The sequence below is a fragment of the Amycolatopsis methanolica 239 genome (genome assembly GCF_000739085.1).
Lineage (GTDB): Bacteria > Actinomycetota > Actinomycetes > Mycobacteriales > Pseudonocardiaceae > Amycolatopsis_E > Amycolatopsis_E methanolica.
Genome location: NZ_CP009110.1, coordinates 5,126,781 through 5,140,842, shown reverse-complemented (window position 1 = coordinate 5,140,842; position 14,062 = coordinate 5,126,781). Strand labels below are relative to the sequence as shown.

Annotated in this window: 10 protein-coding genes and 3 pseudogenes; 7 read left to right on the top strand and 6 right to left on the bottom strand. The window is 71.4% G+C overall.

The features are described 5' to 3' along the window. Window positions 1-4: 4 nt before the first annotated feature. Window positions 5-2,827: a vitamin B12-dependent ribonucleotide reductase gene (locus AMETH_RS24980; RefSeq protein ID WP_017983910.1), complete on the top strand. Its 2,823-nt coding sequence runs from the start codon at window positions 5-7 to the stop codon at window positions 2,825-2,827. Between the two features lie 78 nt (window positions 2,828-2,905). Further along, window positions 2,906-3,670 (top strand): SDR family oxidoreductase, encoded by a 765-nt coding sequence (locus AMETH_RS24975; RefSeq protein ID WP_017983909.1) that lies wholly within the window; start codon window positions 2,906-2,908, stop codon window positions 3,668-3,670. Here AMETH_RS24975 and AMETH_RS39345 read toward each other — a convergent pair. Next, on the bottom strand, window positions 3,652-3,933 hold the full coding sequence (locus AMETH_RS39345; protein WP_267283495.1) for a LysR substrate-binding domain-containing protein: 282 nt from the start codon (window positions 3,931-3,933) through the stop codon (window positions 3,652-3,654). The two genes, AMETH_RS24975 and AMETH_RS39345, sit on opposite strands and share 19 nt — an antisense overlap. Before the next feature lie 170 nt (window positions 3,934-4,103). Further along, window positions 4,104-4,475: pseudogene (locus AMETH_RS42760) on the bottom strand (LysR family transcriptional regulator); the annotation flags it as partial. Window positions 4,476-4,655: 180 nt separating this feature from the next. Between AMETH_RS42760 and AMETH_RS41695 the strand changes: the two are divergent. Together AMETH_RS41695 and AMETH_RS24965 are read left to right on the top strand one after the other, a co-directional pair. Then, a pseudogene (locus AMETH_RS41695) lies at window positions 4,656-4,991 on the top strand (MFS transporter); the annotation flags it as partial. Beyond that, the gene (locus tag AMETH_RS24965) at window positions 4,991-5,962 is read left to right on the top strand and encodes an MFS transporter (protein WP_267283447.1); all 972 of its coding nucleotides are present in this window, start codon (window positions 4,991-4,993) and stop codon (window positions 5,960-5,962) included. The pseudogene AMETH_RS41695 and the gene AMETH_RS24965, both read left to right, overlap by 1 nt. Here the strand turns inward: AMETH_RS24965 and AMETH_RS24960 are convergent. After that, window positions 5,911-7,920, bottom strand: coding sequence for a prolyl oligopeptidase family serine peptidase (locus AMETH_RS24960; RefSeq protein WP_017983906.1), 2,010 nt, complete (start codon window positions 7,918-7,920; stop codon window positions 5,911-5,913). The two genes, AMETH_RS24965 and AMETH_RS24960, sit on opposite strands and share 52 nt — an antisense overlap. A gap of 29 nt (window positions 7,921-7,949) precedes the next feature. Continuing rightward, window positions 7,950-8,417 (bottom strand): TIGR03086 family metal-binding protein, encoded by a 468-nt coding sequence (locus AMETH_RS24955; RefSeq protein WP_017983905.1) that lies wholly within the window; start codon window positions 8,415-8,417, stop codon window positions 7,950-7,952. Window positions 8,418-8,492: 75 nt separating this feature from the next. Here AMETH_RS24955 and pdxR point away from each other — a divergent pair. Continuing rightward, window positions 8,493-9,900: pseudogene (gene pdxR, locus AMETH_RS24950) on the top strand (MocR-like pyridoxine biosynthesis transcription factor PdxR). 35 nt (window positions 9,901-9,935) lie between these two features. Further along, window positions 9,936-10,364 carry a CBS domain-containing protein gene (locus AMETH_RS24945; RefSeq protein WP_017983904.1) on the top strand — a complete coding sequence of 143 codons (429 nt, stop codon included), beginning with the start codon at window positions 9,936-9,938 and terminating at the stop codon, window positions 10,362-10,364. 32 nt (window positions 10,365-10,396) lie between these two features. Here the strand turns inward: AMETH_RS24945 and AMETH_RS24940 are convergent, their stop codons facing one another. Both AMETH_RS24940 and AMETH_RS24935 read right to left on the bottom strand, forming a co-directional pair. Next, window positions 10,397-11,455: a DUF2293 domain-containing protein gene (locus AMETH_RS24940; RefSeq protein ID WP_017983903.1), complete on the bottom strand. Its 1,059-nt coding sequence runs from the start codon at window positions 11,453-11,455 to the stop codon at window positions 10,397-10,399. 54 nt (window positions 11,456-11,509) lie between these two features. After that, window positions 11,510-12,457, bottom strand: coding sequence for a serine hydrolase (locus AMETH_RS24935; protein ID WP_017983902.1), 948 nt, complete (start codon window positions 12,455-12,457; stop codon window positions 11,510-11,512). 254 nt (window positions 12,458-12,711) lie between these two features. On the opposite strand from AMETH_RS24935, the gene AMETH_RS24930 reads away from it, so the two are divergent. Continuing rightward, a complete protein-coding gene (locus AMETH_RS24930) occupies window positions 12,712-13,923 on the top strand; it encodes a DUF4192 domain-containing protein (RefSeq protein WP_017983901.1) in 1,212 nt (403 codons plus the stop codon). Window positions 13,924-14,062 lie beyond the last annotated feature (139 nt).

The following is a 14,062-nucleotide window of genomic DNA, read 5'->3' as shown; positions in this document are numbered from 1 at the left end:
ATCGATGACCGAGACCGTGGGTGCGAGCACGGCGAGCGGCAAGTCGGCGAAGCGGGGCAAGCGGGGACTGAAGATCAGCCGGGTGTTCACGACCGAGGGCGTGCACCCGTACGACGAGGTCGCCTGGGAGCAGCGCGACGTCGTCATGACCAACTGGCGTGACGGGTCGGTCAACTTCGAACAGCGGGGCGTCGAGTTCCCCGAGTTCTGGTCGATGAACGCGACCAACATCGTCACCAGCAAGTACTTCCGCGGTGCGGTGGGCAGTCCGCAGCGCGAGCGCAGCCTCAAGCAGCTCATCGACCGCGTCGTGCACGCCTACGTGAAGGCCGGCACCGAGCACGGTTACTTCGCGACGGCCACCGACGCCGAGGTCTTCGAGCACGAGCTCACCTGGATGCTGCTGCACCAGGTCTTCAGCTTCAACTCCCCGGTGTGGTTCAACGTCGGCACCTCCTCCAAGCAGCAGGTCTCCGCCTGCTTCATCCTCGCGGTCGACGACACCATGGAGTCGATCCTCGACTGGTACAAGGAAGAGGGGATGATCTTCCGCGGCGGGTCCGGCGCGGGCATCAACCTCTCCCGCATCCGGTCCTCCAAGGAGCTGCTGTCCTCCGGCGGCACCGCGTCCGGCCCGGTGTCCTTCATGCGTGGCGCCGACGCATCGGCGGGCACCATCAAGTCCGGTGGCGCCACCCGGCGCGCGGCGAAGATGGTCGTCCTCGACGTCGACCACCCGGACATCGAGGAGTTCATCCAGACCAAGGCGCGCGAGGAGGAGAAGATCCGCGTGCTGCGCGACGCGGGCTTCGACATGGACCTCTCCGGCGCCGACATCACATCGGTGCAGTACCAGAACGCGAACAACTCGGTGCGCGTCAGCGACGAGTTCATGCGCGCCGTCGAGTCCGACGCCGAGTTCGGGCTGCGTGCGCGCCTCACGGGCGAGGTCATCGACACCGTGAACGCGCGGAAGCTGTTCCGCTCGATGGCGCAGGCCGCGTGGGAGTGCGCGGACCCTGGGCTGCAGTACGACGACACGATCAACGACTGGCACACCTGCCCCGAGTCGGGCCGGATCACCGCGTCGAACCCGTGCAGCGAGTACATGCACCTGGACAACTCCAGCTGCAACCTGGCGTCGCTGAACCTGCTGAAGTTCCTCAAGGACGACGGCACGTTCGACGGTGAGCTGTTCGTCAAGGCGGTCGAGTTCGTCATCACCGCGATGGACATCTCGATCTGCTTCGCGGACTTCCCGACCGAGGCGATCGGCGAAACCACCCGCAAGTTCCGCCAGCTGGGCATCGGCTACGCCAACCTGGGCGCGCTGCTGATGGCCACCGGGCACGCGTACGACTCCGACGGCGGCCGCGCGCTCGCCGCGAGCATCACCTCGCTGATGACCGGCACGTCCTACCGCCGCTCGGCCGAGATGGCCGGTGTGGTCGGCGCGTACGAGGGCTACAGCCGCAACGCCGAGGCGCACCAGCGCGTCATGCGCAAGCACGCCGCGGCCAACGACGCGATCCGCACGATGCACACCAACGACGTGGCGATCCGCGACCTGGCCACCCGCGAGTGGCAGAAGGGCATCGAGATCGGCGCGAAGAACGGCTGGCGCAACGCGCAGGCCAGCGTGCTCGCGCCGACCGGCACCATCGGCTTCATGATGGACTGCGACACCACCGGGATCGAGCCGGACTTCTCGCTGGTGAAGTTCAAGAAGCTCGTCGGCGGCGGCTCGATGCAGATCGTCAACCAGACCATCCCGCGCTCGCTCAAGACTCTGGGCTACCAGGACGAGCAGATCGAGGCGATCGTCGAGTACATCGCCGAGCACGGCCATGTGGTCGACGCGCCGGGCCTGCGCCCGGAGCACTACGAGGTGTACGACTGCGCCATCGGCGAGCGGTCCATCGCCCCGATGGGCCACGTCCGCATGATGGCCGCGGTGCAGCCGTTCCTGTCCGGCGCGATCTCCAAGACGGTCAACATGCCGGAGACGGCGACGGTCGAGGAGATCGAGGAGATCTACTTCCAGGGCTGGAAGCTGGGCCTCAAGGCGCTGGCGATCTACCGCGACAACTGCAAGGTCGGCCAGCCGCTGTCCAGTGCGAAGAAGAAGGCCGAGACCGCCGAGGCCGCCGAGCCGGAGAAGGTCGTCGAGTACAAGCCGATCCGCAAGCGGCTGCCGAAGAAGCGCCCGAGCCAGACGCTGTCGTTCACGGTCGGCGGCGCGGAGGGCTACCTGCACGCCGGCTCGTACCCGGACGACGGGCTGGGCGAGATCTTCGTGAAGCTGGGCAAGCAGGGGTCGACGCTGGCGGGTGTCATGGACGCCTTCTCGATGTCGATCTCGGTGGGCCTGCAGTACGGCATCCCGCTCGAGTTCTACGTCTCGAAGTTCTCGAACCTGCGCTTCGAGCCGGCAGGCATGACGGACGACCCGGACATCCGGATCGCCACCAGCGTGCTGGACTACCTGTTCCGCCGCCTCGCGCTGGACTACCTGCCGTATGAGAAGCGGGCCGAGCTGGGCATCTTCACCGCGGCCGAGCGGGCCGCCCAGGTGGAGACGGGCTACGGTTCGCAGCCGGCCGAGCAGGTCGACCTGGAGGCGCTGCGCAGCACGGTCGACTCAAGCCCCGCGAAGGCCGAGCCGGCGGAGCAGCCCCAGGCTGTCCACAGCACGGCCGAGCTGATGGACCTGCACCTCGGCAAGGCCGCCGACGCGCCGTTGTGCATGACCTGCGGAACGAAGATGCGCCCCGCGGGCTCCTGCTACGCCTGCGAGGGCTGCGGCGCCACCTCCGGATGCAGCTGACCTGAAGATGTGGCTGCGGCCGGGTGCTTTCGCGCCCGGCCGTTGTCACGTTTCCGCTGCCTGCGGAGTCTTCTCAGCATGAGCGAAACGATCCTCGTCGCCGGTGGTACCGGTGTGCTCGGCCGGGCGGTCGCCCGGCGTCTGCTCGAGCCGGAGCGGGAGGTGCGGGTGCTGAGCCGTCGTCCGGCGCCGGACGGCACGGCCTACGCCTGGCGCACCGGCGACCTCCGCACCCGGCAGGGCATCGACGCGGCGGTGGCGGACGCGGACGTGATCGTGCACTGCGCGACCACGCTCGGCGGCAAGGACGTCGCCACCACCAGGAGTCTCCTCGACATCGCGCGGCGCCACGGTGAACCGCACGTCGTGTACATCTCGATCGTCGGCGTCGACCGGGTCCCGCTCCCGTACTACCGCGCGAAGCTCGCCGCGGAGGAGGCCGTCGTCGCGTCGGGGCTGCCGTGGACGATCCTGCGGGCCACCCAGTTCCACGACCTGTTGTGCCGCGTCGTGGAGGTCCAGCGCCACCTGCCGGCCGTCCTGTACCCGGCCGGGTTCCGGTTCCAGCCGGTCGACGCGGGTGAGGTGGCCGCGCGCCTGGCGGACCTTGCCCTCCACGACCCCGCCGGCCGGGCGCCGGACATGGGCGGCCGCGAGGTGCGGGATTTCGCCGACCTGGCCCGGAGCTACCTGCGCCACCGGGGCCGCCGGCGCGTGCTCGTGCCGGTCCCGCTCCCCGGCGCCACCGCCCGCGCCTACCGGGCCGGTCACCACCTGACGCCGGACACCTCGGGCCGCACCACCTTCGAGGAGTTCCTGGCCGCTCAGGCCGCCATCGCGTAGAGGACTTCGCGCAGGTCGTCCTCGCGGTCGGTGCGCCACACGACGCGCAACGCCAGCTCGGTGCGCTCCGCCAGGGGCTGCGCGACGAGCGTGCCGTCCGCGAGGTCGCCGCCGACCGCGAAGTCCGGCAGCAGCGCGACGCCGGGGCCCTGCGCCACCCACGACCGGATCGTCGACACGCTGTCGAACTCCAGCCGCCTGCCGCCCGTGCCCAGCAACCGGTCGGCGGCCATCCGGAACGAGCACCCGTCCGGCGTGACCAGCAGGGCGTCGCCGTCGTACCCGGGGTGGGCGACCAGGTGCAGCCGGTCTCGATGTCCACAAAGGACAGATCGCTGCCGTCGAAGCCCAGTGCGCCCAGTGCTGTTCCGGTGTCCAGGAGCAGACCCGCGTCCAGCGAGCCGTCCGCCACCGCGCGCGGCAACGGTTGCCGCATCAGGGACCGCACGGCCAGATCGACGTCGGGCCGCCGATCCCCGAGCCGGGCGACGACGGCGGGCAGCCGCGTGGCGACGAGCGTTTCGAGCGCCCCGACGGTGAACCGGGTGCGTTCGTCGCTCACCAGGCGCCGGATCGACTCGGCCTGGTCGAGCAGCCGCCGCGCCTCGGGCAGCAGCAGGCGCCCGCGCTCGGCGAGCACCATGCCGGTCGGTTTGCGCTCGAACAGCACCACCCCGAGCGAGCTCTCCAGCGACCGCACGTGCTCCGAGACCGTCCCTGGCGACAGCTCAAGCAGCGAGGCCGCACCGGTGACCGAGCCGGCTGACGCCACCGCGACGAACGCCCGCAACTGCCGCAACTCCATGAGATCGACTCTAGCGAGGAGGCGTTCGGAAAACCCGAACGCAGCCTGCGGAGCAGCTCCACGCGGAGACGGGCACCCCGGCGCAGCCGGATGAGCTCCCGACTCCCCTCCGGAAAAACCTGACGGCGCATCCGGTCCCGCCCGTTGAGCAGCGACCCCCGGAACCGGAGAGTCGCCGCCGTGACGACAACCGCTACCCGGGGCAGCCTCCTCGGCCTCTCCCTCGCCTACTTCCTCGTCCTGCTGGACACCACCGTCCTCACGGTCGCGCTGCCCGGCATCCGCGCCGACCTCGGCGGCGCGGTCGCCGGCCAGCAATGGGTGGTCAACGGCTACACCGTCTCGTTCGCCGCGTTCCTGCTCGGCGGCGGCGCCCTCGCCGACCGGTTCGGGCCGCCGCGCGTGTTCCGCTGGGGCGTCGCGAGCTTCGGCGTCCTCTCGCTGGCCTCGGCGTTCGCGTCGAACCTGACCGTCCTGGTTGTGCTGCGCGTCCTGCTCGGCGTCGCGGGCGCGGCGTGCCTGCCCAGCTCCCTCGCGCTGATCAGCGCCTGCACCCCGACCCGGCCGCGCGGGCGAAGGCGCTCGGCGCGTGGGCGGCCATCACCGGCGTCGCGCTCGCCGCCGGGCCGATCGCGGGCGGGCTGCTGGTCGACCTCGCGGACTGGCGGGCGGTGTTCTTCGTCAACGTGCCGCTCGCGGCCCTCGGCCTGGCCCTCACACGTGGCCGCGAGACCGCGCCCGCCGGTCGCGGCTTCGACGTCCGGAGCCAGCCCGCCACGTGCGTGTTCCTCGGCCTGCTGACCGAGGCGATCGTCGACGCCCAGCCCGTCGCGGCCGTCCTCGCGCTGCTGGTGCTCGCGTTGTTCGTCCACCGGGAGCGCCGGTCGGCGGCCCCGTCCGTGCCGCCGGTCCTGGTGCGCAGCCGGGGCGTCGCGGTGAACCTGTTCGCCGGCGCGGCGGTGAACTTCGTGCTCTCCGGCGCCTTGTTCGCGGTGACCCTGCTGCTGCAGGACGAGCGTCACCTCACCCCCGTCGAGACCGGGCTGGCGTTCCTCCCGCTCACCTTGCCGACCGCGTTCAACCCGTTGTTGACCAGCCGGATCGTCGCCTCCCGCGGTCCGCGCCTCCCGGTCGTCGCCGGGCTGACCCTGCTGACCGCAGGCGCCGTTGTCCTGGCCGCGACCGTCCACGCGCCCTACCCGCTGCTGGCGTGCGGGCTCCTGTTGCTCGGCCTCGGTGTCTCCCTCGCCCTGCCCGCGCTCGTCACCGGCGTGGTGACCGCCGCGCCCGACGGCTACGCCGGAACCGCCGGTGGCCTGCTCAACGCCGTCCGCCAGGTCGGGGCGACCGTCGACGTCGCGGCGATGGGCGCGGTGGTGGCCACCGGCGCGTTCGGCTGGGCGTTCGTGCTCGCCGCCGCGGTGGCGGCGAGCGGTCAGCTGCTGAGCTGCTGCCAGAGGAACTCGAACAGCAGCGCCCACTTGTAGGCCAGCTGCTCGTTGTCCGCCGCGGCGCCGTGCCCGCCCTCGATGTTCTCGTAGTACCGCACGTCGTGCCCCTGCTCGAGCATGCGCGCCATCATCTTGCGCGCGTGCGCCGGGTGCACCCGGTCGTCGCGGGTGGACGTCATGAACAGCGTGGGCGGGTACTTCCGTCCCTTGTGGACGTTCTGGTAGGGCGAGTACTTCGAGATGTACTCCCATTCCGCCGGATCGTCCGGGTCGCCGTACTCGGCCATCCAGGACGCGCCGGCCAGCAGCAGGTGGTAGCGCTTCATGTCCAGCAGCGGAACCTGGCTGACGATCGCGCCGAACAGCCCGGGGTAGCGGGTGAGCATGACGCCCATCAGCAGGCCGCCGTTGCTGCCGCCGTGGATGCCCAGGCGTTCCGGCGTCGTGATGCCGCGCTCGACGAGGTCCGCGGCGACCGCGGCGAAGTCCTCGTAGACCAGGTACCGGTTCTCCTTGATCGCGCCGGTGTGCCAGCCCGGCCCGTACTCGCCGCCGCCGCGGATGTTCGCGAGCACGTAGGTGCCGCCGCGCGCGAGCCAGCCGCGGCCGGTCACACCGCTGTACGCGGGCAGGCGGGACACCTCGAACCCGCCGTAGCCGGTGAGCATCGTCGGACCGTCCCCGTTGCGCGGCCGCACCACGAAGTACGGGATCCGCGTGCCGTCCTTCGAGGTGGCGAAGTGCTGCTCGACGGTGATGTCCGAGGCGTCGAAGCGGGCCGGGGCCTGCTTCAGGATCTCGGTCTCGCCCCCGACGTGCCCGTAGCAGAGGGTCGCGGGCTGGGTGAAGCCGCTGGTGTTGAGCAGGTACTCGTCGCTGTGGTCGGGATCGGTGTCGACGATTTCCGCGGTGCCCAGCTCCGGAGCCCCGGCCAGCGGCTCGCGGCGCCAGCCGTCCTCGCCGGGGGTGAGCACGTGCAGCTCGGTGTGCACGTCGGCGAGGGTGGTGAGCAGCAGGTGGTTGCACGTCCAGTCCCAGGCCTCCAGCGAGGTGCGCCCGTCCGGCTCGAACAGGACGGTGAGGTCGCGCTCGCCTGCCAGGTAGTCGTCGAACCGCGCGGCGAGCAGCGTGCCGGGCGCGTAGTCGCGGCCGCCGACCGTCCAGGCCGTGCGGGTGCGGATCAGCAGCCACTCCTTGTGGGTGCTGGTCTGCGCGTCCTCCGGCACGTCGAGCTTGACCAGGCCGTCGGGGGTGCGCAGGAACTTCTCCGTGCGGTAGAAGTCGATGGCGCGGCCGACGAAGTCGCGCTGGAACCCGGGCGTCGGGTCGTGGTAGGCGAACACCGCGACGTCATCGGGCTTGCCTTCGAAGACCGTGACGGCCTCGGCGAGCGGGGTGCCGCGGCGCCACTCCTTCATGATCCGCGGATAGCCGGACGCCGTCATCGAGCCGGGGCCGAAGTTGGTGCCGACGTAGATGCGGTCCTCGTCGATCCAGCCGACGCGGCTCTTGGCCTCCGGGAGTTCGAACCCGCCCGCGACGAACTCCCGCGCCTCCAGGTCGAACTCGCGCACGACGGCCGCGTCCGCGCCACCGCGGGACAGTTCGGCCAGCCCGCGCCGGTACGACGGCCGCAGCACCGCCGCGCCCTGCCAGACCCAGTTCTCGCCCTCGGCCTCGGCCAGGGCGTCCACGTCGAGCAGGACGTCCCAGTCGGGCCGCTCGGTGCGGTAGGAGTCGAGCGTGGTGCGCCGCCACAGGCCGCGCGGGTGCGCCGCGTCCTGCCAGAAGTTGTAGAAGTACTCGCCGCGGCGGCGGATGTAGGGGATCCGGTCGTCGGCGTCGAGCACCTCGCGGGCCTCGTCGCGCAGCTGCTCGAACCGCGTGCCGCCGGTGAGCTCGGCGACCGATTCGGCGTTGCGCTGCCGGACCCAGTCGAGCGCCCGCTCGCCGGTCACGTCCTCGAGCCAGAGGTACGGGTCTTCGTCAGCCATGTCCCCATCCTGCCAGGTGGGGATGATTTTCAACGCCAGGCGGGGTCGCGGCCGGTCAGCGCGGGGAACCGGTCCAGTTCACCGGCGTCCGGAGCGATCGCCACGGCGGGCGCGAAGACGTCGTCGTCGGGGCGCGGCCGGGTGCGCATCCGCTCGGCGAACCGGAGCGCGACGTGCACGGCCTCCGGGTCGGGTTCGTAGGGCGCGTCGAGGGTGCGGGCGAGGTCCCAGCCGTGCGCGACCGAGTCGACCAGGTGCATGGTGAGCGCGACCGGCGCGGGGAAGGTCCCGAACTCTCGGACCGTCACCTCGCGGTCCAGCACGGTGTCGTCGGCGGAGGCGGCGAGGAAGGCGTCGACCGACTTCGCGTAGGCGCGGTACGGGTCGTCACCGAGCGTCCACCCCGCGCACGGTGTCCGCAGGCCGAGGTCGGTGAGACCGGAAACGATCTTGTCCATCTCGGCGAGGACCCGCCGGTCGAGGTCTCGGATGTCCATGTTCTCAACTTGGAGCGGCCAGTGGCCCTGCTGAAGGTGCGAAACTCGGTCAAGAGAGCTGGGCCAGGCTGCGAGGTGGACATCCAGATCGAGCTGGGGGCCGGCCGGGGCCGGCGGGATGCCATCTACCGCCAGATCCGCGAACCGATCCTCGACGGCCGCCTGCGCGACGGGGACGCCCTGCCGCCCACCGGCTCGCGGTGTCGCGCAACACGGTCAGCGCCGCGTACGACCGCCTGGTCGCCGAGGGGTTCCTGGAATCGCGGGTCGGCGCGGGCACGTTTGTCGGCGCGGGCGCCCGGCGGGACGGCCGGCCACCGGACAGCGGGCCGGCTTCGCTCACCGCGGTCCCGGTGTGGGACGCCGTGCCCCGCCCGCCGGACCGGTTCCGCGAGCAGCCGTCGTTCGACTTCCGCTCCGGCGCCCCGGACGTCTCGTTGTTCCCGTTCGACACCTGGCGCCGCCTGGCCAGCCAGCAGCTTCGGCGATCCCGGCACGACCTGCTCACCTACGGCGATCCGCACGGGCACCCCGGTCTGCGGGAGGCGATGGCGCGGCACATCGGCGTGTCGCGGGCGGTCCGGGTCACGGCGGACGACGTGCTGGTCACCAACGGATCGCAGCAGGCGGTGGATCTCGCCGCCCGGGTGCTGGTCGAGCCGGGCGCCCGGGTCGCCGTCGAGGACCCCGGCTACCCGCCACCGGGCAGCTGTTCGCGACGCTGGGTGCGCGCCCGGTCGGGGTGCCGGTGGACGACGAGGGCATCGTCGTCGACGCCATCCCGGATGACTGCCGCCTGGTGTACGTGACGCCGTCGCACCAGTTCCCGCTCGGGGTGCCGATGTCGATGGCGCGGCGGGTGGCCCTGATCGACTGCGCCCGGCGGCACGACGCGGCGATACTGGAGGACGACTACGACACCGAGTTCCGCTACACCGGACGGCCACTGGAACCGTTGCGCAGCTTGGATTCCAGTGGACGGGTGCTCTACATCGGATCGTTTTCCAAGGTGCTGCTGCCCGGGCTGCGACTCGGGTTCCTCGTCGCGCCGCCGGGGTTGCGGCCGGCGCTGGCGAAGGCGAAGTACCTGACCGACTGGCATTCGGCGAGCCTCACGCAGGCGGCGCTGGCGGAGTTCATGGACAGCGGCGAGTTCGCGCGGCACATCCGCCGCACGCGCCGCGAGTACGCCGCCCGGCGCGAGGTGGTGTGCCGGGTCGTCGCGCGCGAGTTGCCGGACCTGCGGTTGATCCCGTCGTCGGCCGGACTCCATGTGAGTGCATTCAGCGCGACGCCGGTACGTCCGATGGTGCGAGCCGCGCGACGGGCGGGGGTGCGGATCTACACCCTCGGTGACTTCACCGGCGTGCGGGATGCCCTGGACGGATTCGTTTTCGGCTTCGGCGCGATCCCCCGTGACCGCATCGAGCCCGGGCAGCGGGAGTTGCGGACTTTCGCGGACAGCGACCGGGCTCTAACCTGATGTGAGCCGGGTCACGTCCAGCTTGGAGGTTGTCGATGCGGATCGCCGACTTACTGCGGAGCAAGGGGAACTGGGTGGCCACGGTGCGGCCCGAGTCGTCCATCACCGATCTGCTCGCCGGGCTGGCGGAGCACAACGTGGGCGCGATGGTCGTGGCCGGGGAGGACGGCATCGCGGGCATCGTGTCGGAGCGGGACGTGGTGCGGAAGCTCAACGACCACGGGCCCGCCCTGCTGGAGCGGCCGGTGTCGGAGATCATGACGACGGTGGTGGCGACGTGCACCCCGCGTGATTCGGTGGACGACCTGAGCGTGCTGATGACCCAGCGCCGGGTGCGGCACGTGCCCGTCGTGGAGGGCGGGCGCCTGGTCGGGATCGTCAGCATCGGCGATGTGGTGAAGAGCCGGATGGAAGAACTGGAGGCGACGCAGCAGCAACTGGCCGCCTACATCGCGCAGGGCTGAGCCGGGCGGACCGCCTTTCTCACCCTCGCGGTTCACCCGGCTGAAGGCTGGGCCCACCCTTCCAGCACCCGGTCCAGATCCGCCCGGATCCGCTCCCGGGCGTCGGCGCGCGGCACGCCGTCCATGAGCAGCCGGTCGTAGGCGGTGTCGAGGTGCCGCACCGAGGCGATCACCGCGAGCCGCACGGCTTCCTCGTCGAGCGCCCGCCCGGCCGCGGACCGCCCGACGCGCCCGCTGCCCCTGGTTCCCGCGTGCTCGGCGATCAGCTGGGCCCGTTCGGCCGGGCAGCCCGGGTACAGCCGCCGGACGACCTCCGCGAACGCGGCCTGGAACTCGACGTCCTGCGCGGCCCGGCGGTGCGCGTCCCGTTCCCGGCGCCGGGCGCGGACGTCCTCGTCGGCGAGGCACTGCTGTTCGGCGCGTTCGAGCGCGGCGTCTTCGACGAGGATCCCTTGCCGCTCATGGCGTTTGCGCCGCCGGTTGAACCGCAGGACCAGCACGGCGAGGGTGCTCTCCAGCTTCGCGCGGCGGGACAGCGCGGCGTTGCCGGCGGGCAGGAAGACCAGGTGGTCGAAGTCGGCGCAGGCGAGGCACAGGTGGCCGTCGCCTTCGGGCAGATGCAGGTCCCCGGCCGCGCCACGGGTCGCGCACCCGGCGCAGGTCCAGTCGTTGCCGGCGATGGTCACGGCGAGGTCCGGCGCCTTGTTCTGTCGCTCGGTCAGGCGTGCGCGTTGCTTGTCCGTCAGGCCTGGGGCCAGCCAATGCGTGCGGCACAGGCGATCGAGCGCGTCGTCCTCGGTGAACCGCAGGTCGCGGCGATCCCGGGTGCCCGCGACGTATGCGCTGTCGGACGGGCTCAGCCCGTTGGCGCGCGCCCAGCTGCCGAGGCACTCCAGGGCTTCGGCGATGCGCGCGGTGTCGACGGGCAGTTCCTTGGCGAGGGGGCTGAACCGCCCACGGCGCCACTCTTCGACGCGGGAGGGATGCACCCAGCCGAGTGCGGTGAACACCTCGACGGGAGCGACGTACTTGCGCTGGGCGAGCGCGGCGCCCGCCACGGAGGCGACGCGGCTGTGCAGTTTGGCGGCCATCGGCCCGGAAGTTTAACCGCGGTCGCTGCTTCCACCACGACCCGCGGTAGCAGGTCAGGGCAATTCGCTCACGGTCGGCCGCAGGGCGCTGATCCCGGCCGTCAGCGCAGCTCGTCCCCTGCCGATGCTCGTCCCCACCGGCAGCTCGGTCAGCAGCACCGCGACGTAGCGGTAGTCCTGCCCCACGAGCCCGGTCGTGTTCAGCACGACGGCCCGGTTGATCTCCATCCAGCCCTGCTTCACCGCGCGCGGCAGTCCAGGCAGGCCGTCGGGGATGCCGAAGTACTGCGGGAAGCCGTCCGCGGCGGGGGTCCGGATCGCCGCCAGCCCGTCGAGGATCGGCTGCCGCGCCTCGGGTGGCACCTCGGTGGTCAGGTAGCGGTAGATGGCCACCAGGTCGTTCGGGGTCGTCCTGGTCATCTCCCACTGGTCGGAAACCCGCGGCGGATGCGTGTTCTGCAGGTGCATCAGATCAGCCATCCGCGTGATGATCGATCCACGCCCGCCCGAGTTCCAGAGCGATTCGGCCTCGCCGTCGTGGCTGAGCGACAGCATCTCGACGATGCGCTCGCGCTGCCCCTCGCTGGGGGCGTGCCACCCGCCGGTGTGCAGCACATCGATCGCCATCAGGAGCTTGACCACCGACGCCGTGTAGAACTGCCGGTCCCCGTTCGCGGAGGTCAGCAGTTCACCGGTGGCCGTGTCGTACAGGGCGAGGCCGACGGTGGTCCCGGACACCTCGTGGGTGACCGCACCGGTCGCGGCGGCGGCGAGCCGCGTGCGCTCGTCGGCGGTCAGCGTCGAGTGCGTGGTGCTGACCGGTGTGCTCGACGGCGCGGTGCTGGACGACGGCAGGGTGCGGGGCGGCGGCAGGGTGCTGGGCGTCGCGACGGGCACCGAACCGGTGTCCGCCTTGCCGATCGTCAGCGAGGTGACGACCACGGCAGTGGCGACTCCCGCGCCCACCCCGGCGAGCACGACGCGCCATTTCATGCCCCGCATAACGTCCACCTAATCGGATTCGTGCCCCGCGGAGGTAACCGTACGGTAAAACCGCGCGATCTCGTGTCGATCTTCGTCAGGTCGGGTGGAATCTACTGTGGACCGAACGGAGCAGGGCGGGCACCCTACCCCACACCCCTGACAGGAACGCGTCACCGGCCCGCGCGAGCGGGAAGTTGTCCACATCGTCCTGAACCATCCACAGAATCCCGTTCTGTTTCGGGAAGACTGGTCTTTTGCCCCATAGTTGATTCATGACTTCCACGACCACCGACACCGGCATGGACGGCCGGATCACCGTCCGTATCTCCGACCCGGGCGAGCTGATCGCGGCGGTGCCGCATCTCCTGACGTACCGGCCCGGCCCGTCCGTCGTCCTGCTCAACCACGGCGGCCGGAAACGCCCGATCACGCCCGTGATCCGCGCGGATCTGCCCGACGAGACGTGCGAGCCGGACGTGGCCCGAGAGCTCCTGCGCGCCATGCTCCGACATCCCGGCGCCGGGGTGACGGTCGTGATCATCGGTCGCCGCCCCGGCCACCGGGCGCCGTTGGGCCGGATGCCGCACAACGGCCTGGCCCACCGGTTGATGTCCGCCTTCGGGGACTCCGGGCGGCCGGTCGACCACGCACTGTGGGTACCGGAGATCCGCGGCGGAGCGCGGTGGCGGTGCTACCACGAGAGGTGCCTGCGGGGCGTGCTGCCGGACGACCGGGAAACCGTCTTGGCCGCGACGATGGCGACGACGGGCCAGGTGACCTACGGCAGCCGCGAGGAAGTGGCACGCCTGCTCGACCCGGACGACCGAGCGGCCATCACCCGGCGGCAACGCATGCTGGACGCAGCGATCGACAATTGGCCGGCGAGACCGATCCCGACTGTGCCGGGAAGCTCCGACAAGGCGAAGCAGGCGGGCAGCCCCGACAAGGCGAAGCATGCCGCGGCAGGCAGTTCCGCGGTGGAGCCGCACGGCGCGGCGGAACCTGCTGACCGGACTGCCGGGAGGGGCGCCGCACCGGACTGGTTCGGCGAGGCAGAGTCGGCCGAGCACCTCGCCGTCGTCCGCGCCGCCCTGGCGCGGGCCGTCGCAGGCGACTTCGACCTGAGCGACGAAGACGTGGTGTCCCTGGCGATGGCCCTGTCCGACCTCACGGTGCGCGACCGTTGCCTCACGACGGCCGACCCTCCCGGCGAACCCCCGGCCACCGTCGCGGAACGGCTGTGGCTCGAACTCGTGCGCCGCACCCCGATGCCGGAACGCGCCGAGCCGGCCGTGCTGCTCGGCTACTCGGCCTACCGCCGCGGGGACGGCGTCCTGGCCGCCCTGGCGTTCGATAACGCGCTGGCCGCCCACCCCGGCCACCGCCTCGCGGAGCTCCTCCGGATCTGCCTGAGCCACCAACTCCCACCTGAAACGCTGCGCCGCCTGAGCGACTGCCAGGAAGGAGGCCTCATGCCCATGTGACCCAGCCGCGAGCGCCATCGGAAGCCAGCGCGCAAATGCATGACGGTGGACCCCTGGGGAGGTCGGCTACGGCAGGACCAGCTGTGGAGGCCGGCCAGGCACCTCAATGGCGGAGCAGACCCGCATCAGCCGCACAGGC

Excerpts from the sequence above, each read along its gene's own strand:
- AMETH_RS24980 (WP_017983910.1), top strand. The coding sequence starts at position 5 with ATGACCGAGACCGTGGGTGCGAGCACGGCGAGCGGCAAGTCGGCGAAG.
- AMETH_RS24975 (WP_017983909.1), top strand. The coding sequence starts at position 2,906 with ATGAGCGAAACGATCCTCGTCGCCGGTGGTACCGGTGTGCTCGGCCGG.
- AMETH_RS24960 (WP_017983906.1), bottom strand. The coding sequence starts at position 7,920 with ATGGCTGACGAAGACCCGTACCTCTGGCTCGAGGACGTGACCGGCGAG.
- AMETH_RS24955 (WP_017983905.1), bottom strand. The coding sequence starts at position 8,417 with ATGGACATCCGAGACCTCGACCGGCGGGTCCTCGCCGAGATGGACAAG.
- AMETH_RS24945 (WP_017983904.1), top strand. The coding sequence starts at position 9,936 with ATGCGGATCGCCGACTTACTGCGGAGCAAGGGGAACTGGGTGGCCACG.
- AMETH_RS24940 (WP_017983903.1), bottom strand. The coding sequence starts at position 11,455 with ATGGCCGCCAAACTGCACAGCCGCGTCGCCTCCGTGGCGGGCGCCGCG.
- AMETH_RS24935 (WP_017983902.1), bottom strand. The coding sequence starts at position 12,457 with ATGCGGGGCATGAAATGGCGCGTCGTGCTCGCCGGGGTGGGCGCGGGA.
- AMETH_RS24930 (WP_017983901.1), top strand. The coding sequence starts at position 12,712 with ATGACTTCCACGACCACCGACACCGGCATGGACGGCCGGATCACCGTC.